Genomic DNA, 22,166 nt, shown 5'->3' with positions numbered 1-22,166 from the left:
GAATATGGTGTTTTTGTCGGTGTTATTTGAGTAAATTATGCCTTGCATAGTCTATTATAGACAATAGTCGATCGAGTAACAATATTTAGGGAGGCAATCGAGCGAGATATTAAATCTTGAAAGGCGGATATTATGTCGATGTTGGGAGATGTGGTTCGAGGAACTAAAATAAAAATGTAGGTTTGGGAGATTTAGAAAATGACTTTGATGATTTTAGACGAGCAATTAGAAAGCATTCATCTTTCTGCTGAGGTTCGGCAAAAGGCTTTACAGAAAGCGAAAGAGGGTTATGTAATGGCGTTATTAGAGGTAGGAGAAATTACAAGCGGACGAGCGGGGAAAATTTTAGGAGTTTCTCGCCTTAAAATTATCGAAATGATGAAAAAATGGGGAATTTCTATGTTTGATGATTCGCAAAATTTGGAAGAAATTCGTCAAGAGGTGCAACAGGCAGAGTTGATGTTAGAGCGGCAGGGGTTTAAATGATTATTGTCTCCGATACTACACCTATTAGTGAATTAGCTAAGGTCGATCGTTTAGATTTATTGCCTCTACTTTTTGGGAAAGTTGTGATTCCGAAGGGGGTGTTTGATGAACTCCAGGTCGGTCAGCATCCAGCAGCTAAACTCGTACAAAATTTGTCTTGGTTAGAGGTTGTAACAGTCAATAATCGGCAAGTGGTTGAGGATTTACAAGGGTCGTTTAATTTGGACTTGGGGGAATCGGAAGCGATCGCTTTAGCAGAAGAAATGAACGCAGCCCAATTATTGATTGATGAAAAAGCGGCGAGACGGGTAGCGGCGGCGAGAAAGTTGCCGTTAATTGGGACAATGGGTGTTTTGTTGTTAGCAAAGAGTCGGGGTTTGTTGGGAAGCGTGCGGGATGTTTTAGAGGAGATGCAGGCACAGGGAACGAGGATTTCGGATCGGCTTTACGAACGGGTTTTAATTTTGGCTCAGGAAATGGGGGAAAATTAATGAGTAAGTACCGGGGTTATAAAAAGTATAATGCAATTTTCTCAGCATTTTTGATAAGACTCAGATTGTTCATCCAAAACGATCGGCCTGTTGCTATTATCTCCCCCATCCAAAAAAAGTAAACGATCGGCCTTCGGTTCGGGTGCATCTCATTTTGGCAAATATGTTTGTAGGGGCGAAGCATGACCGCGTTCAATATGGGATTATAACTAATAACTTATCTGCGGTCATGCTTCTTCAGGCCTCAAAAGTGAGATGCACCCTTCGGTTCTGCCAAAGATCGCAGCAAAATTATCGTAGATATCATCTAGCCAACCTCATACTCTCAGCTCATCCAAAATTTTGCACACCGCAAACAACTTTGAAGACGCGCTCGATCGCACTCAAACAACAGGTGTTCGTCAATCAAAACTCTTCCTCTTCATTAGTCTAGCTTCCTTCTTCAAACATCGATGTTAATCCAGTAATTTTCACTGGTGGTCTATCTTTAAATTCTACGACAAATGACAACTCCCCACCCATTGCCGCGATATAACTTTGCAAAGTAGATACCAACAAATCCGCACGGCGTTCGAGTCGCGAGACATTTTCTTGACGCATATTTAATAATTTTGCCATGCGAATCTGAGTGAATTTCCTCGCTTTTCGTAAATCTTGCAATGTCATTTCTTCAGCCATTAATTCAACCGATCGCTTTTCGACTATTGCTCGTTGTTCGGGAGGCAAATTTTCCATAATAGTCTTCAGGCTAATTGTCATCTGTTTCGGACTCCATTAATTTATTCACACGATCGGTAAATCTACTATCGGTAAACTCAGAGTAAAAATCAGATTGAAACTCAATGTTCCATGTCATTTGTATCGATTATGCCTTAGATAGCATATTATAGGTGATAGTCGATCGAGTAACAATATTTATGTGCACGTCCCTATGCCCTAACCCCACTAACACCATGACACAGATCGCCCTTTCCGACCTTCCCGAAACCATCCAAGCCCTACTCACCCAAGCCATACAAACAGGCGAACCCCTCACCATCGCCCAAAACGATCGCCCTGTTGCCATTATCTCCCCCATCAAAAAAAGTAAACGAGCAGCCTTCGGATCTGCCAAAGATAGCGGCAAAATTATCGGAGATATCATCGAGCCAACCTCTAACATCGTAACTTGGGATGTCCTGTCATGAAACTCTTACTAGATACCCACATTTGGCTCTGGTATCGTCTTGGGAATCCTCGCCTGTCAATCACTTTACAAATGGCGATCGCTAACGAAGAAAACGAACTTTGGTTAAGTCCCATTAGCATTTGGGAAACCCTACTACTCCCCCAAAAAGGAAGATTAACCCTAGAACCCACACCAGAAAAATGGATTCAAAAAAGCCTACAATAACTCGACACAAAAGAAGCAATCCTCACTAATGAAATTGCGATTCTGAGCCGTCAACTAGATCTAATACACCAAGACCCCGCAGATCGATTCATTGCCGCCACCGCCGTTCATTACGGACTAACCCTCGCCACCGTCGATGCCAGCCTAACCCAAGCTACTTGCCTAAATACTCTCAGCTAATCCAAAATTTTGCACACCGCAAACAACTTTGAAGAGTCGATCGATCGCGAACTCCTTCCCTGAGCTAAGCTATCGCGAATTAAATAATTTACACTCTCTTATTGTGGGACGGGCTCTCCCGCCCATCCCACAATCACAATAAAGATTGTAAGTTATTTAATTTTCATTCCTAAGCTATCGCACATTTAAATTGTATATTCAGGGAGGCCCAACCCTTACTCCCCACAAAAGTTTGATTTTTTTTACCATACAATTTAAATGTAGAGCAGCTTATTACCTGCGGTTTTATCCTGATGTCAATTAAAAAGGTCGTGAAGTGTAGCTATACCGTAGGGAATCGCCTAACTGCAACCCTGAAAAAAACGCCGCTCTGCGCGGTACTGATTGTTCCCTTCGTGCTACAGATTGTGGGGACTGTGGGGCTGGTAGGCTATCTTTCCTACAAAAACGGCGAAAAGGCGGTTGACAATCTGGCAAACCAGCTAACAGTACAAATTGGCGATCGCGTCACGCATTACCTCGATACATATCTGTCCGCACCCCATTTAATCAACCGCATTAACGCGGATGCGGTGCGCCAAAAAAGCATAAATTTACAAAATTTACCGCAACTCGAACGCTATCTTTTGTTTCAACTCAAACAGTTTGAATCGCCGACAACCATTATTTTTGGTAGCAAACAGGGAGACTTCGTGGGAAGCGATCGCACTATCCGACAGGAGCTGATTATGCGATCGGATGAGTTGGATAAGGGCATCATTAATATGTATGTTCCAGATTCCCTAGGTAATAGAACTAAACTTAACAAAACTTTTCGACAACCTGATGCCACAAAAAGACCGTGGTACAAAGCTGCTAAAGCTGCGGGAAAATCAACCTGGAGCAAGATTTTTACTGTGGGTAACAATATAAATTTAGCAATTAACGCGAATCGACCGATTTACGATGAGATTACAAAGGAACTGCTGGGAGTCTTTTCTGTAAATCTCAATATTACCAAAATCGGCTCTTTTCTCAACAACCTAAAAATTAGCAAGTCGGCAAAAATTTTTATTGTCGAGCGCAGCGGATTGTTAGTAGCCAATTCCGGCCCCGACAATCCCTATACTTTTAGCAACCAGCAGTTTAATCGATTAAAATCAACGGCAAGCCCAAATGCTGCGATCCGCGCCACAGCTCGATATTTAACCGATCGCTTTGGCAGCTTTGCCCAAATTCAAAATATTCAAACGCTGAAGTTTGAAATTGACGGGAAACGGCAACTGCTCAAGGTAGTACCTTACCGGGATAATTTCGGTTTAGATTGGTTGATTGCGATCGTCATCCCGGAATCTGACTTTATGGTAGAAGTTGAAGCCAACAATCGCACCACAATTATACTGTGTACTGCCGCCTTGGTCGGAGCAATTGTTGTCGGCATTCTCACAGCAAACTGGATAATCCAGCCAATTTTGCGATTAAATACTGCCGCTAAAGCTCTAGCTAACAATGAATGGGATACAACTGTCGAGATTGACCGCAATGATGAAGTCGGGAAATTGGCAAAATCGTTTAATAAGATGGCAGAAGAATTGCAATCTGCTTTCAACTCGCTGCAATCTTTAAATGCTAACTTAACCGAGAGTGAAGACAGGGTAAAACAAATCCTCGAAGCTATGCCAGTGGGAGTATCAGTTCATGAAAATACCGGAAAACTGATTTACCTAAATCAGATCGGAAGGCAGTTAGTAGATATGGATACTTTGGCACAAGCTATCATCGGCCAAGTTCCACAAGTAGCCGGAGTTTTTAAGGCAGGAACTAAGGAATTATATCAATTCAAAAAACTGCCTGTCGCCCGATCGCTCAAAGGAGAAACGGTGAGGGTGGAAGACGTAGAAATTAGTTTGCCCGATCGCACAGTGCCTTTAGAAGTTTTGAGCACGCCGCTGTTTGATGAAGCTGGCAACATTATCGGCGCAATCGCCGCTTTTCAAGACATCACCGATCGCAAAAACGCCGAAAAGTTACTAAATGACTACAATCGCACTTTAGAGCAAAAGGTGAGCGATCGCACTGCCGAACTTCAAGGCGCAAAAGAAGTCGCCGAAGTCGCATCCCTTGCGAAAAATGCGTTTCTAGCTAATATGAGCCACGAGTTGCGCACTCCCCTCAATGCCATTCTCGGCTACGCTCAAATACTTTCCCGACAGCCAGATTTTTCTCCCACTAACAAAGATCGAATTCGCATGGTGCAGCAGTGCGGTGCTCAGTTGCTGACTTTAATTAATGATATTTTAGATTTGGCTAAAATTGAAGCTGAAAAAATCGATTTAATTGCTAACGATGTTTGTTTTCCGGCTTTTCTCAGCGATATTTATAAAATATTTCAGCTCAAAGCTGAAGAAAAAAACCTGGTTTTAGTTTCCCAAATAGCAGCCAATATTCCTGATTTTGTGTCTGTAGATGAAAAAAAGTTGCGTCAGATTCTCCTAAATTTGTTAAGTAACGCGATTAAATTTACAGAGCGAGGTAGTGTGAGTTTCAAAGTAGAAGCGATCGAGAACATTCAACCTGTTTTAGGCAGATTAAATCCAGCCTGCAAACCGAATTTTGCATTTAATGCAAGTCCCGACTTCTCAATTGTGAAAATTAGATTTCAAGTTAAAGATACAGGCCTTGGAATTGCTAGCGATGCCATAGAAAGGATATTTTTGCCTTTTGAACAAGCGGGCGATTTGGGGCAGAAAACAGAAGGTACGGGTTTGGGATTAAACATCGCCCAAACCTTAGTTTCGTTGATGGGAAGCGAACTCAAAGTCGAAAGTTCTTGGGGCGTTGGGAGTACGTTTTGGTTTGAAATTGAATTGCCGATCGCCGATTCGATCGAATCAGTTTCGCCCCCGCAGCCACAACCCCTGATTACAGGTTATCAAGGCAAACAGCGCAAAATTTTACTTGTTGACGATAGCCCAGAAAATCGCTGTTTGATAGTCGATATTTTAGCGCCGCTCGGTTTTGTGTTAATTGAGGCTGATTCTGGTGAAATAGGTTTAGAAATAGCGATTTCCCAGGAACCTGATTTAATTATTGCTGACTTGTTGATGCCCGGAATCAGCGGTTTTGAACTCTGCGTTCAATTGCGCCGTTTGCCAATGTTTCGGGAGACGCCCATCTTGATTGCTACTAGCGGGCTGTTCGAGTTGGAGTTGGAAAAGCAACAGGAAATAGGTTATAACGATTTTATCAGTAAATTTTTTCAAATCGACGATTTTTTGGCTAAAATACAAAATTATCTGGGACTGACTTGGATTTTTGAGGCTGCGGGAGATTCCCGAGAAAATAGCTGCGCCGCGCGTGCTGTGGCTGAATTGGCGATCGGCTCCGAACACCTAGAAATGCCTCCTGGCGAAGAGTTGCTCGGTTTGTACCAAGGCGCTCAAATCGGTAATTTCGAGCAGGTTAAACGCGAAGCGCAGCGACTGCAAGAGCTAAATCCCGCCTACGCCGTATTTGCTCGGAAAATTTGGCATTTAGTCGATCGCTACGACGATGAGGCGATCGTTAAATTAATTGAGCCTTGCTTCAATCCGGGCGGATAAAATTTGTTTGATGTTTCGAGTCAGAGTCCTGACAATCTGATTTAGCAACGAGCTATCTCAATCATTAAACGTAATTACCGGAAAAATAGCTATGATGCAATATGCTTGGCTTAAGACTGTTCAGTCTATAAAACAATTTGCTTCGTGCGGACGTTCTCTTCAGACAAAAAACTGTTGAGCCAAGCGTATTTGTTCATAGCGAGCCAGATTAAACTACAAATATTCCCAAAATGACGGGAAAATATGTAAGCGATCGCAACTGCAACGCCAGCACTGCAATGGGCCGCGATCGCCATTTCTGGCACTTCACTCGCATTTTTAGTTCGCAATCAAAGAAAATATTTTTTGCTCAACCCAGCCAGCAACTCGGTTTTTTATCAGTAAATTCACTTAATTCAATGTTAAATTAGGAACGCTCTCTACCAGGGGGTGTATTAATTTATTGTTGGTTCTTACTTGTCCCGATTCTAAATTCAATATGAACCTCAAGCAAATTTTTAAGATAAATAGTATTATATAATCGAGATATTGCTTCCCTCTGTCACACACACTTTGATTGTAAGAATTAACACGCAAAACTGGCAAAGGGTAAGAGCGAGGCAACATTTCGGCTTTCCGATTGAGAGCGAGTACCTCAGGTCAGCTTAGTGGCTGTTAATTACATTTTAACTCAACTTAAAAAAAATATGCACTCTCAAACGAAAAGCAAAGTATTAATCGTAGACGACCAACCGGATAATATTAATATTCTTTCTTATTTTTTGGTGGAATACGGCTTTGAGATTTTTGTCGCGACGACAGGAGAAAAAGCCCTGCACAGAGTTGAGAAAATTTTGCCAGATTTGATTTTGCTAGATATTATGATGCCGGGAATAGACGGATTTGAAACTTGCCGCCGCCTGAAAGCTTTAGAACAAGTTAAAGACATTCCGATTATTTTTATGAGTGCGCTTGCAGAGATGGGAGATAAAGTTAAAGGCTTGACTTTGGGCGCAGTAGACTACATCACCAAACCGCTGCAATACGAAGAGGCGATCGCCCGGATCAACGTGCACCTGCAACTGCGCAACCTCACCAAACAATTAGAACAACAAAATACGCTGCTGCGAGCGGAAGTGCGATCGCGCCAGTTAGCCGAGTTAGCGCTGCGCTTTTCCGAAGAAAAATTTGCCTCTTCTTTTCGCAGCAGCCCCGCCGCCATGACAATCGCCACCTTGGAAGAGGGCTACTTGATGGAAGTCAACCAGAGCTTTTGCAACCTCACTGGCTATTTTCCCGAAGAAATCTTGGGAAAAACCGATCGCCAAATCAATTTATGGGAAAATTTGGGCGATCGCGATCGTTTCTGCCAACTTTTGCACATATCCGGCGCTATTTACAAACAAGAATTCCAGTTTCGTACCAAGTTCGACCAAATCAAATTTGTCCTCATATCAGCAGAAATTATTAGCATTGGTGACACCAACTGCATTCTGATGATGACTTACGACATTACCGAGCAAAAGCGGGCTCAAGAAACGTTATACCGCCGGGAACAAGAATTCAGGGCTTTAGCGGAAAATTCCCCAGATATCATTGCCAGATTTGACAGCAAACTGCGCCACCTTTACGTCAATCCAGCAGTCGCATCAGTCACAGAAATCCCCGCCGAAATCTTCCGAGGTAAAACCTACCGACAATTAGAAATGCCCGCAGAAGTGGCCGAGGTGTTTGAAACAAATGTGTCCGCCGTGTTCGCTAACGGCACCGAACATTGCTTTGAGTTTAACTGTCTCACCAAGTTTGGCAGAAAATTCTATCAAGTTTGTGCGGTTCCTGAATTTGGGCGCGATCGGACAATTGCATCCGTCTTGACCGTGGGCCGCGATATCACCGCTGTCAAACAAGCCGAAATTGAACTGCGAAACAGCGAACTGCGGGAACGAGAAAAATCTGCTCAATTAGAATTAACATTAAACGACTTAAAACGCACCCAAGCCCAACTGATCCAAACCGAAAAAATGTTTAGTCTCGGGCGAATGGTGGCAGGAGTTGCCCACGAAATTAACAATCCCAATAGTTTTATTTTGGGCAATATCAATCCCGCTCGCCACTATTTCCAAGACCTCAACAATCTCCTGACACTTTACCAAGCCAAATATCCCGATCCAGGAGCAGAAATACAACAAGTAGCTCAGGATTTAGATTTAGATTTCATCCAAAAAGATTGGTCGCGGCTGATGCAATCAATTGAATCGGGAGCATCGCGCATCCAACAGATTGTTGACTCATTAAAGTTGTTTGCAAAACTTGATGAAGTAGGCATTAAACAAGTAAACATCAATCAAGTTGCCGATCGAACGCTGCAATTTGTGATGGACGTTACCCGCGGCAAAGGTATTACCAAAAGCCGCAAGGGCAGCATTGCTGGTCAAGAGATTGAACTGATTAAAAACTACGGCAACCTGCCACCAGTTGCGTGTTACAGCAGTCAGTTGAATCAGGTATTTGCCAGTTTGCTCAACAATGCCATTGACGCCCTAGAAACTCAACCTTATCCGAAAATTGTGATTCAGACTGAGCTGGAAACAGCAGAATCCAGCAGGTGTAACAAAGGCGTAGAGGCAAAAACTGATACTCAGCATTCAATGGCAATTGCTCCCCAGACTCTGGTCGATCGATTCGCGGTGATCCGGATTGCTGACAACGGTATGGGGATGAGCGAAGAAGTGCAGAAAAAAATGTTTGACCCGTTTTTTAGCACAAAACCTGTCGGGAGCGGCACGGGATTGGGTTTATCGATCAGTCATCAAATTGTTGTCGAACAACATGGCGGTGAAATTAGTTGTATCTCTGCTCCCGGGAAAGGCACAGAGTTTGTTGTCAAGATTCCTTTACAACCAGTAACTTGCGGGCCGGAGACTGTTGCGATCGAGCATTAGTTGAGTTTGTAGTGTCGGTGCGATCGGGCCAAAAGCCTACAAGACTTATTCCTCATTCCTTCTGCTATAACAAAAATTGACACTCCCCGTCCTAAAAGGACGAGGATTCTTTGTTCATAGAGTCAACTTGCTGGGGGAGGATTTCTCCACCACCAGTAGAGGTTGATTCTCCCAAAGCGTTGCTTGCATTTAATGCAAAGGTTCCGGTGTGCCCCACCGTACCCAATCCCCGACTCAGGATGTTTCTAGCTGCGTTAAAATCTCTATCCAATCTACACCCACACCTGCAAATGTGGGTTCTAGTCGATAGTGTTTTCTTCACAATCGCACCGCAACTAGAACATTCTTGGCTAGTGTATTGCGGATTTACCGCCACCGTCACTCTCTGGAATACTTTACCGAAGTATTCCAGCCAGATGCGAAACTGATACCAAGATGCGTCGTTAATTGACTTTGACAGACAGTGATTCTTCGCCATATTCTTAATCCTCAAATCTTCGTAAGCCACTACATCGTTTGATGAGATTACGCACCGTGCAAGTTTAATTGCGTGGTCTTTACGCTGCCTGCTTATTTTGAGGTGGCGCTTGCCCAGAATTCGTCTGGCTTTGCCTCGATTCTTTGAGCCTTTTACTTTCCGAGAAACTCTTCTTTGGGAACGCTTGAGAACATTCTCACCAATTCTGAGGAATCTGGGATTTTGAACCGTTACTGAGTTGGAGTCAGTGTAATATTCCTTGAGACCTACGTCTAAGCCGAGCGTCTTTCCCGAAGGCTCTGTATTTTCTTTTCGGACAACATCAATACAGAATTGAACGTAAACACCATCCGCACGCTTTACCAATCTTACTCTTTTGATTTGATCTATTTGGTAAAAGTGTAAATCCCGCGTTCCTTTTAACTTCAGTCGTCCGATTCCTTTTTTATCAGTAAAAGAAATTGACTTTCGATCGAATGAGAGCTTCCACCCAGTCGATTTATACTCAACCGAACGGCAATCTTTCTGAAACTGCGGGTATCCTTTTAGGCCAGGAGTTTTTTTCTTGCAGTTTTCGTAAAATCGAGAGATAGCAGACCAAGCTCGTTCAGCGCTAGCTTGCCTGGCTTGGGAATTGAGTTCGTCAGCAAAAGAGAATTGGCTCGCTAAGACAGCGCAGTATTTGTTCAAGTCGTATTTGTTAACTTTTGGGTTGTCCATCCAATAGCGCAAACAGCTATTGCGGACAAATTGTGCTGTACGAATTGCTTCGTCTACTGCTGCAAACTGACTCGATTTTCCGTAAGCTTTGAACTCAAAAACTAGCATAGCTAGACCTCCCACCTTATGCTACTTTCTCCAGCACAAATCTATGTGGCGTTGCAATGAAAGTTTACAATTAAAGCCGTCCTGTAAGGACGGGGTTTTCAACCCAGTATTCTGATAATTAACAAGCGCACACAGCAAGTCAGGAACTCCGAGGCTCAAGCCACGCTCGCTTGTAAGAAATTGGAAGCTATTCTGACCAGACCCCTCCAACCCCGCAAGGGGGAAAGATTCAAGGCGATTGAAATCGCTCTTGGAGTTTCCCTCTCAGGTTTGAAGACTCGCTCGTTTCCCACTTACCGAGTTTTTTTATGAAATATTTTTTCTTATCCGACGGCTGGAAAGTCGGTCGCGTGTGGGGAGTTGGTGGTGAGTGGACACTAGCTGGCTGGAGGCGCCAGCCGGACATCCAACAGCTCAACCTCTGTCTTTGCGATCGCCACGAAAAAATGTGGCTCTACCGCGTAGAAGACGCCGTGCTCATGGTAGAAGTCAAACCCTGTGTCCCCGCCGACCCGGCAGATCCGGCAAAAAATATCGGCAGCGTCACCCTTACCAGACTGATCGATGCCGAGCAAGTCCTCGAACGCCTTGGGACGATCGCCACCCGCTGCGAAATCGAACACCCACAATTAATGTAAGGCCGAACATATTGCAATCGGTTCTAACACTCGATACACTTCTTTAAATAACTTTCATTTTTATGCCTCCACCCCTGTGAGGGTAGAAAGGATTCGGCAAAACGCAGAATTTAAAGCCCGCAGGTAACTGCACGGCAATCAGAATCTGATTTTTCCGTCAAAATAGACATCATCACTTACACCTTGGAGAACCGCAGTCAATGGGACTACCCTGGTATCGCGTACACACAGTCGTCTTAAATGACCCAGGCCGATTGATTTCTGTACACTTAATGCACACTGCCCTCGTGGCAGGTTGGGCCGGCTCGATGGCCCTTTACGAACTAGCTGTTTTCGATCCCACAGACCCAATTCTGAACCCGATGTGGCGCCAAGGGATGTTCGTCCTACCGTTCATGACTCGTTTGGGAGTCACAGGTTCTTGGGGCGGTTGGAGCATCACCGGCGAAGGTAACGTCGATCCTGGCTTCTGGTCTTTTGAAGGCGTAGCGATCGCTCACATCATCCTCTCTGGTTTGCTGTTCTTAGCAGCAGTATGGCACTGGGTATTCTGGGATTTGGAACTCTTCAGAGATCCTCGCACTGGCGAACCAGCCCTCGACTTGCCAAAAATGTTTGGCATTCACTTGTTCCTTTCCGGCTTGCTCTGCTTTGGCTTCGGTGCATTCCACCTTTCGGGACTCTTCGGCCCGGGAATGTGGGTTTCCGACCCCTACGGCTTGACCGGTCACGTCCAACCAGTGGCACCTGCTTGGGGCCCTGAGGGCTTCGATCCGTTCAATCCGGGAGGCATCGTGGCTCACCACATTGCAGCGGGCGTAGTCGGCGTAATTGCCGGTTTGTTCCACTTGACAGTGCGGCCGCCGGAACGTCTTTACAAAGCCCTGCGGATGGGTAACATCGAAACTGTACTTTCCAGCAGTATCGCTGCTGTGTTCTTTGCAGCTTTTGTGGTTGCGGGTACGATGTGGTACGGTTCTGCTGCAACTCCGATCGAGCTTTTTGGCCCGACTCGCTATCAGTGGGACGGCGGATATTTCCAACAAGAGATCGATCGTCGAGCTCAAGCTAGCTTAGCCGCCGGTCAAAGCTACCAAGAAACTTACGAAAAAATTCCCGAAAAATTGGCCTTCTACGACTACGTAGGTAACTCACCAGCTAAAGGCGGTTTGTTCCGCGCTGGCGCCATGGTCAACGGCGACGGTATCGCTAAATCTTGGCTGGGCCACCCAGTCTTTACAGACAGCGACGGTCGGGTGTTGTCGGTACGCCGCCTCCCCAACTTCTTTGAAACTTTCCCAGTCATTTTGACAGACAAAGATGGGGTCGTTCGCGCTGACATCCCCTTCCGCCGTGCTGAATCAAAATATAGCTTTGAACAAAGCGGAGTTACTGTCAGCTTCTACGGTGGCGAACTTAACGGTCAAACCTTTAAGAATCCTCTAGATGTTAAGAAGTTTGCTCGCGCCGCCCAAAAGGGTGAAGTATTTGACTTCGATCGCGAAACCTTGAAGTCTGACGGGGTTTTCCGCACTTCAACTCGCGGTTGGTTCACTTTCGGACACGCTTGCTTTGCTTTGCTGTTCTTCTTCGGCCATATCTGGCACGGTTCTCGGACTATTTTCCGCGACGTGTTTGCTGGAGTTGAGGCCGACTTGGAAGAACAAGTCGAGTGGGGCTTGTTCCAAAAACTGGGCGACGTGACCACCAGAAGAGAAGAATCTCTCTAGTTTCTTGCCGCCGGCACGCGGGCACCGGGAAAGTTCCCCGGTGCAAAAAAACCCGGTTTCTTCAAGAAACCGGGTTTTTTTAGTTAATCAGAAAAGCAGCAATAATTAAGATAAAATAAGACGGCAAGGGAAGATAGGGAAATTTTAACATGGAAAGTGTTGCTTACATTTTGATGCTGGCTTTAGCCTTGGGCGTGATATTTTTTGCGATCGCCTTTCGCGAACCGCCTCGGATTGGCAAATAATTAGCTATACGCCCGCGGTCAAGGGTTGTCAACAATGGCTTAAAAACCTTTGTATCTCTTGTTTGTAGCCCAGGCCCGATCCCCCTCGCATCCCCATTAAAAAAGCGGGATTTTGAAAGAATTTCCGCCCCTGGATAGTCGGGGGACTTTGAGAGAGTTTCCGGTTCCCCCCGAGCCAAGGGGGGCGCCAGGGAGATCGGCCCAATCGTAGTCAAACAGCAGTCTAGAACGTAGTTCTAGCTCAAATTGACCCGCATCCGGGGCCCTGCGTGCCGCCGAGTATTTTTTCTAGTCCAGCCATTCATTAGACCCCGCGCGGTTAGATGAATGGCAATTTCCTGGCAACGCCTGTTAAAATTAGCAATCATGCGTTGTTCCTCCTGCCAACACACAAATAGTCGCGTTCTCGAATCGCGTTCAGCCGAATCAGGTCAAAGCATCCGTCGGCGGCGCGAATGTTTGAGCTGTCAGCACCGCTTCACAACTTACGAACGCATAGAATTTGTGCCGATTACGGTGATCAAGCGGGACGGGAAGCGCGAATCTTTCGATCGGTCAAAATTAGTCAGAGGATTGGTTCGGGCCTGCGAAAAAACAGGCTTGTCTTCCGGACAGCTCGAAACCCTCGCCGAAGAAATCGAAGCCCAACTCCAAGGTCGATCGCTCCGGGAAATCGCCAGCTCAGAAATTGGGGAACTGGTGTTGTCGCACCTGCGCCCGCTCAGCGAAGTCGCCTATGTCCGTTTTGCCTCGGTATACAGGCAATTTCGAGGCATCCGAGATTTTGTAGATACTCTCAATCACCTTCAAAATCCCCTCAATCAAGCCAAAGAGGCCCAAGAGCGAGAAACTCCCTCAGATTTTGACCCAGAATTGTCAGATGTCGGTGGAGTCGATCGAGAAAGCCCGGCATCCTGCGCCACTCCCAGCTAAGCTCGCTCAAATTAATCGGAAAAATAGGGTCTAAAACCCCGTCCTTTTAGGACGGCTTTCTGCTGCTATACTATTTAAGAAGTCGGGATAAGGCATGGCCACGACTATAAATGGACGTGGAGGGAGAGTAAGACTACGACTGTAGCATCACCCTGTGAAACGTCAAGAATCACCGCCCTAAAAGTGCGGTGAGTATGTCAAAATAGTCTACTTGACTCGGAATGTTAAAATTAAACGTTTTAACGCAGAGTTTAGGGTAACAGTAATGGCAAGCGCTGGCGTGTACCCAGCAAAAGAGCAAAAGTTAGCAAAAACTGACTTTCGTAAAATATTTTGAAAAAAGTTAACCGCTTTTTCACCAAAATCTCTAATATCTGCCGGCACAAACGAAAAACATGAAGGAGAGAAATCCTAGGAAACTATTCGCATGGTCAATCTCAAAACCACAGTCAAAGACATCGGCTTTACTCACGAGGATTTTGCAGCCCTACTAGACAAATATGACTATCACTTTAGCCCCGGCGATGTAGTAGCGGGTACAGTTTTTAGTATAGAACCGAGGGGTGCTCTGATTGATATCGGTGCTAAAACAGCAGCGTACATTCCCATTCAGGAAATGTCGATCAATCGAGTCGAAAGCCCTGAAGAGGTATTGCAATCAAACGAAACCAGAGAATTTTTCATCCTCACCGATGAAAACGAAGACGGACAATTAACCCTGTCCATCCGGCGCATCGAGTATATGCGGGCTTGGGAAAGAGTGCGACAACTGCAAGCGGAAGATGCTACGGTGCGATCGCAAGTATTTGCCACCAACCGCGGCGGCGCACTCGTCAGAATTGAAGGATTGCGAGGCTTTATTCCCGGTTCTCACATCAGCACCCGCAAACCGAAGGAAGAATTAGTCGCCGAAGAATTGCCATTAAAATTCTTAGAGGTAGACGAAGACCGCAACCGCCTAGTATTAAGCCACCGTCGCGCCTTAGTCGAGCGGAAGATGAACCGCCTCGAAGTTGGGGAAGTGGTCATCGGTACAGTACGCGGTATCAAGCCCTACGGTGCTTTTATCGACATCGGCGGCGTCAGCGGCTTGCTGCACATCTCGGAAATTTCGCACGATCACATCGACACGCCTCATAGCGTCTTCAATGTCAACGACGAAGTGAAGGTGATGATTATTGACTTGGATGCTGAGAGAGGCCGGATTTCTCTCTCCACCAAACAGTTGGAACCGGAGCCTGGAGCGATGGTCAAAAATCGTGAATTGGTGTACGAGAAAGCTGAGGAAATGGCTGCTAAGTTCCGCGAAAAAATGCTAGCTCAAAAGCAGGCTAAAGCTGGGATTGAAGTTCCTGTAGATGCAACTGATTCTGATGAACTCTCCGATGAAATACTCGAAGATGTACCCTCAGCAATGGAAGAAGATTTGCCGGAAGAAACAACCGCAGCAGTAACGGAAGAAACAACCGCAGCAGTAACGGAAGAAACACCCGAACCAGTCACGGAAGAAACACCCGAACCAGTCACGGAAGCTACACCCGAAGCTACATCCGAACCAGTCACGGAAGCTACATCCGAACCAGTCACGGAAGCTACACCCGAAGCTACATTAGAGGTATCGGCAGAAATACCTCCGGCGACTGTCGAATAATATCGCAATCACTGTTATTAATTAAGGAGGGAACACCCTCTTTTTTTTAAATTAATTTCTTATAAAAAAAGAATAAATATCAGCCGATCGATCTTCTGTCATTTTCAGCGTAGCTGAAAATGACAGAAGATCGATTGAAATCCTTTCCGTTGACAAAAGGGATTGGGAAAATTTGTAGGGTAGTCCTAAGCGGGGTTTCAACCCTTGCCGGACTATGAGTTGTACCTTAAGTTGACACCTATGAGCACGGTGCCGTCTCCTCTGTGATTCCTTAGTCTTTGCTTCGGCAATCGGCTATTATTAAGAGATTATGTTGTTAAGTCTTAAATACTAAATAACTATGGTATTGAACTTGACTGCTTGACATCCTCCCCGCCATGAATGCGGGAGTAATTCACAGTATCGCGGAGAATTCCATGACTGCTAATCAGTCCGATCTGGAAAACACACCCGAATCGAGCGCACTACCCGCGATGGACGAGGAAGAGCAAAACACCGTTGAAGCCCCGTTTCCGATCGTTGGGATTGTCGCCTCAGCGGGAGGGTTGGAAGCATTCACAGAGTTTCTGGGCCACTTACCCGCCGATACGGGCATGGCTTTTGTGCTGATTCAGCATTTAGCCCCCGATCACAAAAGCCTGCTGCGCGAAATCCTGGCCACAAAGACAGAAATGCCCGTCAGTCAGGTGCTTGACGGGACGACTGTAGAACCCAATCAGGTATATATCATTCCCCCCAACACTAAGATGACACTCGCGTCCGGGGTGCTGAAACTCACACCCCGCGAGAAAATTTATGGCAAATATATGCCGGGAGATGCGTTTTTTACCTCATTGGCGATCGATCGCGGACACAAAGCAATCGCCGTAGTTTTATCCGGGGGAGACGGAGACGGTTCGCTGGGGCTCAAGGCAATCAAAGCAGCCGGAGGCATGACTTTTGCTCAATGTCAAGACACGGCAAAATTCGATAGTATGCCGAATACCGCTGTTGCTACAGGGAATGTCGATTTTGTTATGCCGCCGGAAAAAATTGCCGAGGAACTGGCAAACTATAGTCGCAGTCCCCTTCTCACTTCGTCGCTTCTCCTGAGAAAAGTTGAGGAATCGCCCGAACAGGGAGATGCCCTGACAACTATTTTTGCGCTGCTAAAATCGACCGCAGGCGTTGATTTTACCCACTACAAACGCACCACGATCGCTCGACGCATCCAGCGGCGGATGGTATTGTACAAGCTGGAGAGCTTGGATGATTACGCCGCACACCTGATCCAAAATTCGGCTGAAGTCACAGCTTTGTATGAAGAAATCCTGATCCACGTTACCAGTTTCTTCCGCGATTCCGAATCCTTTGAAAAGTTAAAAGAGCTGGTTTTCCCCGCGATTACTCAAAACAAATCAGCAAATGCTCCCATTCGGATTTGGGTGGCGGGATGTTCTACAGGTGAAGAAGTTTATTCGATCGCCATTTGTTTGTTAGAGTTTTTGAGCGATCAAATTATCCAGCCCCCGATCCAGATTTTTGCCACTGACATTGGCGAACAGGCGATCGGCAAAGCGAGGTCTGGCTTCTACTCAGAAAACCAGATGGTAGATGTTTCAGCAAAACGACGTACTCGCTTCTTTATTCGCGTCGAAGGAGGTGGTTATAGAATCAGCAAAGCAGTCCGCGAACTGTGTGTATTTGCCCGACAAGACTTAGGTAGCGACCCGCCTTTTTCCAATCTCGATTTAGTTAGCTGTCGCAATGTGCTGATCTACTTCGGAGAATCACTGCAAAAAAAAGTGATGCCGATTTTTCATTACAGTCTTAATCCAGCAGGCTTTCTCCTGTTAGGTACTTCCGAGAGTACCGGCAATTTTTCATCATTATTTACTGTAGTGGATAAAAGGTCTAAAATTTATGCAAAAAAGTTGACGGGGACTCGTCCCACTTTTTGGTTTACACCGAGTTCCTATCCGATCGCTAAAGCTGCTCAACAACAGGGAATGAACGCAGAAAATTTAATAGATAGCTTTGACTTAGAGCGAGAAACTGACCGACTGATTTTGAATCGCTATGCCCCAGCCAGCGTGCTTGTCAACGAGGAAATGAAAATTCTGCAAGTGCGGGGAGACATCGATTTTTACTTGAGAGTCGCAGCCGGGAGGGCGGACTTAAACTTGCTAAAAATGGTAAGGCCCGGATTGCTTGTTGAGCTTCGCACGGCGATTTATCAGGCACAAACGCAAAACGTGACCGTTAGGAAAGAAAGGGTATTTGTTGAATCGGGCGGACGATCGAGTACCGTCAATTTTGAGGTGATTCCCTTCGAGCCACAAACAGCCCAAGAACGCTACTTTTTGGTGCTGTTTGAAGAAGCTTCACCCACGGCGATTGACCTCAACACTGTTACTTCTCAAAGTTACGAGCAAGGTGATTTAGAGCGTGAAATCGATCGGCTCAGGCAGGCAATTGCTACCGCTCACCAAGAAAAAACTGCGGCTCAAGCGCAACTGCAAGCGGTGATTCAGGAGCAGGAAAGTCTCAACCAAGACCTCAAAGTTGCCAACGAAGAAATCCTATCGAGCAACGAGGAGTTGCAAAGCACCAACGAGGAACTAGAAACTGCCAAAGAAGAGATTCAAGCCACCAACGAGGAACTGATCACCACGAACGAGGAACTTCGCAGTCGAAATCTTGAACAACACCAGGTCAATAACGACTTAATAAATTTGCTTGGCAGTATCAATATCCCGATTTTAATGCTGGCAAACGATTTAAAGATTCGACGCTTTACGCCAATGGCTCAGCAACTTTTTAATCTGATTCCGACAGATATTGGACGACCTTTTAGCGATATTCGCTCCAGTCTGGATGTTCCAGATTTGTCAGCGATGATTTTGGAGGTAATTGATACTCTCCAAACGAAAGAACAAGAAGTCAAAACTCTAGCGGGACATTGGTACAACCTCCGCATTCGTCCTTATCGGACGATGGAAAATCTGATTGACGGTGCGATCGTGGTTTGGATCGATATTGACGATCTCAAACGCACTGCCAAAACCTTAGATTTGGCCCTAAATTATGCTGAAACCATCGTCGAAACTGTGCAAACGCCTTTAGTCGTGCTGGATGCCGATCTACAAGTGAACACAGCCAATCGATCGTTCTATGAAACGTTTCAAGTTTCATCCCCAGAAACATCGAAGATTTCGCTGTTTGAATTAGGAAATGGACAATGGAATATCCCGAAACTGCGATCGATATTGGCAGAGATTCTGGTGAGTGATGTTCAGCTTCACAACTTTGAGTTAGAACACGTATTTGAGCAGATTGGGCAGAACACTATGCTGCTAAATGCTTGTAAACTTGAACGCGAAGACCAAGCTTTAATGATTTTGTTGTCGATCGAGGATATCACCGATCGCAGACAGTTGGAAAAAGAGCGATCGCAGTTATTGCAGCAGGAACAGTTGGCCCGCCAACAAGCAGAAACCGCCAACCGCGTCAAAGATGAGTTTTTGGCGAATCTCTCCCACGAGCTCCGCAATCCCCTGACTCCGATCCTGGCATGGGCGCAACTGCTGCAATCGGGTAACTTGAATGAAGCAACCACTAATCGCGCCATAGATGTAATTGAGCACAGCGCGATCGCCCAAGCTCAGTTAATCGAAGATATCCTGGATATTTCGCGGATTACCAGTGGCAAACTCGCTCTCGATCGCAGTCCGGTGGATCTGGTTGTGGTGGTGCAAAATGCGATCGACGGGGTGCAATTATCAGCGGATGCCAAAAACATTCAAATTCTTTCGCAGTGCAGTTCTGCGACTGTTTTAGGCGATGCTGGTCGCTTGCAGCAGGTTGTGTGGAATCTGTTATCTAATGCCATTAAGTTTACTCCAGCGGGCGGACGGATGGAAATTGTCTTAGAGGCGATCGACGATCGCGCTCAACTTCGAGTCAGCGACACGGGAAAAGGGATTCGGGCAGAAATGTTGCCGTATGTTTTCGATCGTTTCCATCAAGGCGATTCCAGCAGCACTAAGGCGAATCAAGGGCTGGGATTGGGTTTGTCGATCGTGCGCCATCTGGTAGAATTGCACGGAGGAACGGTGCAAGCGGATAGTCCGGGTGAGGGACAAGGAACTACAATGACTCTGAGGTTGCCGTTGCGATCGCTACCTCCAGAGTCGATATCGGCGATCGATTTAAAGCCAACAACTGTTTTGATGGCGACTGTAAACCATTCCAGCGATATCGTCCCATCTCTCGAAGGTTTGCACATCCTAGCGGTGGACGATCGGATCGATACTCGGGAGATATTAAAATTTGTGCTCGAAAGCTATGGGGCCGAGGTTTTGACGGTGGCATCTGCCAGAAGTGCGATCGCTGCTATGACTGAGAATCCCGGCAGATACGACGTGCTGATCTCGGATATCGGAATGCCGGAGGAAGATGGATATTTCTTAATTCGAGAAGTCCGAAACCTTGCTGCGGAAGCCGGAGGAGCAATCCCAGCCATTGCGCTGACTGCATATGCGAGCGATAAAGAGCGGCAAAGGGCGATCGAAGCTGGTTTCCAAAAGCATATTGCCAAGCCTGTGAAGCCCGATCAATTAGCATTAATTGTTGCCAATTTAGCGGGACGATTTTAAATATTTGGGAGATAAGACTCGGCGGTTGAAACCGCGTCTATACAAACAAAACCCGCCTCCGCGGGTTGAAGAATGCCGGTTAAAATTACCTTATTTTCTTCAGTCCCTCTGAGCTCGGACATCGTTTGACTTTCTGGCGGTTTCAACCGGCGTCCGCTCTAAAAAAAATTGCCAAAAATAGCGCAACATGAGAAGATAGAAAAAAATATAAAAATTCGGGAGTTATGATTCTTGGTAAGTATTAAATGTCGGGGCATTACCTTCTCTAATATCCAAGCCGTAATCTTTGATAAAGACGGTACTCTAGAGGATTCTCAGCAGTTTTTGAGACTTTTGGGGATGAAACGAGCTCGCCTCGCAGACGCTCAAATTCCCGGCGTTGGAGAGCCTTTACAAATGGCTTTCGGTATCGAAGGTAGCAGCCTCGATCCCACGGGATTGCTAGCCGTCGGTAGTCGCCGGGAAAACGAAATTGTTGCAGCGGGATACATCGCCGAAACCGGCAGGGCATGGCTGGAATCTTTAACTATTGCGCGCCGCGCTTTTGACGAAGCAGACGAAATGTTTAAAAATAATGCGACTTCTCCTTTATTTGTCGGCAGTTTGGAAGTGTTGAAATCTCTTTCGGAAGCGGGTTTAAAACTGGGAATTCTTTCGGCGGCTACGACTGCTGCGGTGCAGAGATTTGTGAAACACCACGCATTAGCCGACTACATTCAGTTAGAAATGGGAGTCGATTCAACGCTTCACAAACCCGACCCGAGATTGTTTTTGCAAGCTTGCGAAAAACTTGGAGTGGAACCCGCCGCAACTTTGATGGTGGGAGATTCGGCGGGCGATATTCAGATGGGAAAAAATGCGGGCGCGGCTGGCTGTATCGGGATTTGCTGGGGAAATGCCCGGGTTAGTCATTTGGAAAAAGCTGATGTGGCGATCGCATCTCTTGATGAAATTACAATTTTAGCAGATTGAGCAAACATCACATCCTTGAAAATCTCGCTTCTACGCCAAGTCTCGATCCCCCCTAACCCCCCTTAAGAAGGGGGGGACAAGAGTGTTCAAAGTCTTCGCGATAATCGGGAGGACAAGAAAGAGCATTCAAAGTCCCCCTTCTTAAGGGGGATTTAGGGGGATCAGGCCTCGGATATAAGCAAGAGGTACAAAGGTTTTTTAATCTTAAGTTAACACGATAAAAAGCATTGCGGTGTCCCTACACACAACGCAAACCCAGAATTATCACATCTCTTTCCACGCCATCAAGTTCCGCGACTTGCGGCAGATATCCCCACTGCTGAAACCCAAATTTCTCGAATAACGTTAAACTCGGCTGATTGTGAGCAAAAATTATGCCCATCAGGGTTTTCAGTCTCAATTCTGGACTCCGCGCAATTGCCGATTGCAATAATTTTTGTCCGATTCCGCAGCGTTGGCGATCGGGCGCGACGTAAATGCTAATTTCTGCCGTATGCTGATAAGCGGCGCGTCCGTAGAAAAGCTGAAAACTCAGCCAGCCAACGATATTTTGTTCTGATTCCATTACCCAAATCGGTAAGGAATTGGGGGAATGTTCTTCGTACCACGTGAGGCGACTTTCTACTGAGATTGGTTTTAAGTCGGCTGTCGCCATTCTCCCAGGTATTGCTGCGTTGTATATTTGGACAATTGCTGGCAAATCGCTTTCTACTGCGTCGCGAATTTTCATGGTTTGGTGGACTGCTGACTGTTGACTGTTAACTGTTGACTGTTGACTGTTGACTGCTGACTGTTATACCAATTTTTTACTATGCTGCATAGCCGTCATAATTCACGCGTCAAACCATTTTTTGTGTCATAGTATGTAGGGTGCGCAATGCGCACCTTACGGCCATAATTTGCGCGTCAAACAATTTTTTGAATTAATTCTGCAATTATTAACAGTTAACTGTCAACTGTCAACTGTCAACTGTCAACTGTCAACTGTCAACTGTCAACTGT

Annotated in this window: 17 protein-coding genes; 13 read left to right on the top strand and 4 right to left on the bottom strand. The window is 46.0% G+C overall.

Translation table 11 applies throughout. The features are described from left to right. The first annotated feature begins 198 nt into the window (after positions 1-198). Together QT974_RS04545 and QT974_RS04540 are read left to right on the top strand one after the other, a co-directional pair. The gene (locus QT974_RS04545; protein ID WP_333467329.1) at positions 199-486 is read left to right on the top strand and encodes a UPF0175 family protein; all 288 of its coding nucleotides are present in this window, start codon (positions 199-201) and stop codon (positions 484-486) included. Then, entirely contained in the window at positions 483-977 is a 495-nt protein-coding gene (locus tag QT974_RS04540) for a DUF3368 domain-containing protein (protein WP_333467328.1), read from the top strand. The genes QT974_RS04545 and QT974_RS04540 overlap by 4 nt, the downstream gene beginning before the upstream one ends. Positions 978-1,406: 429 nt before the next feature. Here the strand turns inward: QT974_RS04540 and QT974_RS04535 are convergent, their stop codons facing one another. Continuing rightward, a complete protein-coding gene (locus tag QT974_RS04535; protein WP_333467327.1) occupies positions 1,407-1,736 on the bottom strand; it encodes a transcriptional regulator in 330 nt (109 codons plus the stop codon). A 194-nt stretch (positions 1,737-1,930) separates the two neighbouring features. Here QT974_RS04535 and QT974_RS04530 point away from each other — a divergent pair, with 194 nt between their 5' ends. The 3 genes from QT974_RS04530 to QT974_RS04520 all read left to right on the top strand — a co-directional run bounded on the left by QT974_RS04530 (position 1,931) and on the right by QT974_RS04520 (position 6,131). Then, on the top strand, positions 1,931-2,164 hold the full coding sequence (locus QT974_RS04530) for a type II toxin-antitoxin system Phd/YefM family antitoxin (protein WP_333467326.1): 234 nt from the start codon (positions 1,931-1,933) through the stop codon (positions 2,162-2,164). Beyond that, positions 2,161-2,370, top strand: a complete 210-nt coding sequence (locus QT974_RS04525; RefSeq protein ID WP_333467325.1) for a type II toxin-antitoxin system VapC family toxin — start codon at positions 2,161-2,163, stop codon at positions 2,368-2,370. The genes QT974_RS04530 and QT974_RS04525 overlap by 4 nt, the downstream gene beginning before the upstream one ends. 473 nt (positions 2,371-2,843) lie before the next feature. Then, positions 2,844-6,131 carry an ATP-binding protein gene (locus tag QT974_RS04520; protein WP_333467324.1) on the top strand — a complete coding sequence of 1,096 codons (3,288 nt, stop codon included), beginning with the start codon at positions 2,844-2,846 and terminating at the stop codon, positions 6,129-6,131. A gap of 125 nt (positions 6,132-6,256) precedes the next feature. On the opposite strand, the gene QT974_RS04515 is transcribed toward QT974_RS04520, so the two are convergent. Continuing rightward, positions 6,257-6,460 carry a hypothetical protein gene (locus tag QT974_RS04515; RefSeq protein WP_333467323.1) on the bottom strand — a complete coding sequence of 68 codons (204 nt, stop codon included), beginning with the start codon at positions 6,458-6,460 and terminating at the stop codon, positions 6,257-6,259. A 357-nt stretch (positions 6,461-6,817) separates the two neighbouring features. Here QT974_RS04515 and QT974_RS04510 point away from each other — a divergent pair, with 357 nt between their 5' ends. Next, on the top strand, positions 6,818-9,052 hold the full coding sequence (locus QT974_RS04510) for a response regulator (protein ID WP_333467322.1): 2,235 nt from the start codon (positions 6,818-6,820) through the stop codon (positions 9,050-9,052). A 91-nt stretch (positions 9,053-9,143) separates the two neighbouring features. Here QT974_RS04510 and QT974_RS04505 read toward each other — a convergent pair whose 3' ends face one another. Beyond that, the gene (locus QT974_RS04505) at positions 9,144-10,358 is read right to left on the bottom strand and encodes an RNA-guided endonuclease InsQ/TnpB family protein (RefSeq protein WP_333467321.1); all 1,215 of its coding nucleotides are present in this window, start codon (positions 10,356-10,358) and stop codon (positions 9,144-9,146) included. Between the two features lie 308 nt (positions 10,359-10,666). On the opposite strand from QT974_RS04505, the gene QT974_RS04500 reads away from it, so the two are divergent. The 7 genes from QT974_RS04500 (at position 10,667) to QT974_RS04470 (ending at position 21,164) form a co-directional block, all read left to right on the top strand. After that, positions 10,667-10,996, top strand: coding sequence for a hypothetical protein (locus QT974_RS04500; protein ID WP_333467320.1), 330 nt, complete (start codon positions 10,667-10,669; stop codon positions 10,994-10,996). Positions 10,997-11,196: 200 nt separating this feature from the next. After that, positions 11,197-12,726, top strand: coding sequence for a photosystem II chlorophyll-binding protein CP47 (gene psbB / locus QT974_RS04495; RefSeq protein ID WP_333467319.1), 1,530 nt, complete (start codon positions 11,197-11,199; stop codon positions 12,724-12,726). A gap of 149 nt (positions 12,727-12,875) precedes the next feature. Further along, positions 12,876-12,971 (top strand): photosystem II reaction center protein T, encoded by a 96-nt coding sequence (locus QT974_RS04490; RefSeq protein ID WP_096830854.1) that lies wholly within the window; start codon positions 12,876-12,878, stop codon positions 12,969-12,971. A 366-nt stretch (positions 12,972-13,337) separates the two neighbouring features. Continuing rightward, positions 13,338-13,904, top strand: coding sequence for a transcriptional regulator NrdR (nrdR, locus tag QT974_RS04485; protein ID WP_333467344.1), 567 nt, complete (start codon positions 13,338-13,340; stop codon positions 13,902-13,904). Between the two features lie 427 nt (positions 13,905-14,331). Next, a complete protein-coding gene (locus QT974_RS04480; protein ID WP_333467318.1) occupies positions 14,332-15,555 on the top strand; it encodes a 30S ribosomal protein S1 in 1,224 nt (407 codons plus the stop codon). Between the two features lie 416 nt (positions 15,556-15,971). Continuing rightward, entirely contained in the window at positions 15,972-20,192 is a 4,221-nt protein-coding gene (locus tag QT974_RS04475; RefSeq protein WP_333467317.1) for a chemotaxis protein CheB, read from the top strand. Positions 20,193-20,423: 231 nt separating this feature from the next. Beyond that, on the top strand, positions 20,424-21,164 hold the full coding sequence (locus QT974_RS04470) for an HAD family hydrolase (RefSeq protein ID WP_333467316.1): 741 nt from the start codon (positions 20,424-20,426) through the stop codon (positions 21,162-21,164). A 238-nt stretch (positions 21,165-21,402) separates the two neighbouring features. On the opposite strand, the gene QT974_RS04465 is transcribed toward QT974_RS04470, so the two are convergent. Then, the gene (locus QT974_RS04465; protein ID WP_333467315.1) at positions 21,403-21,894 is read right to left on the bottom strand and encodes a GNAT family N-acetyltransferase; all 492 of its coding nucleotides are present in this window, start codon (positions 21,892-21,894) and stop codon (positions 21,403-21,405) included. Positions 21,895-22,166: the final 272 nt, after the last annotated feature.

Source organism: Microcoleus sp. BM001215392, assembly GCF_036700185.1.
GTDB lineage: Bacteria > Cyanobacteriota > Cyanobacteriia > Cyanobacteriales > Microcoleaceae > Microcoleus.
This window is presented reverse-complemented; position numbering and strand designations above follow the sequence as displayed.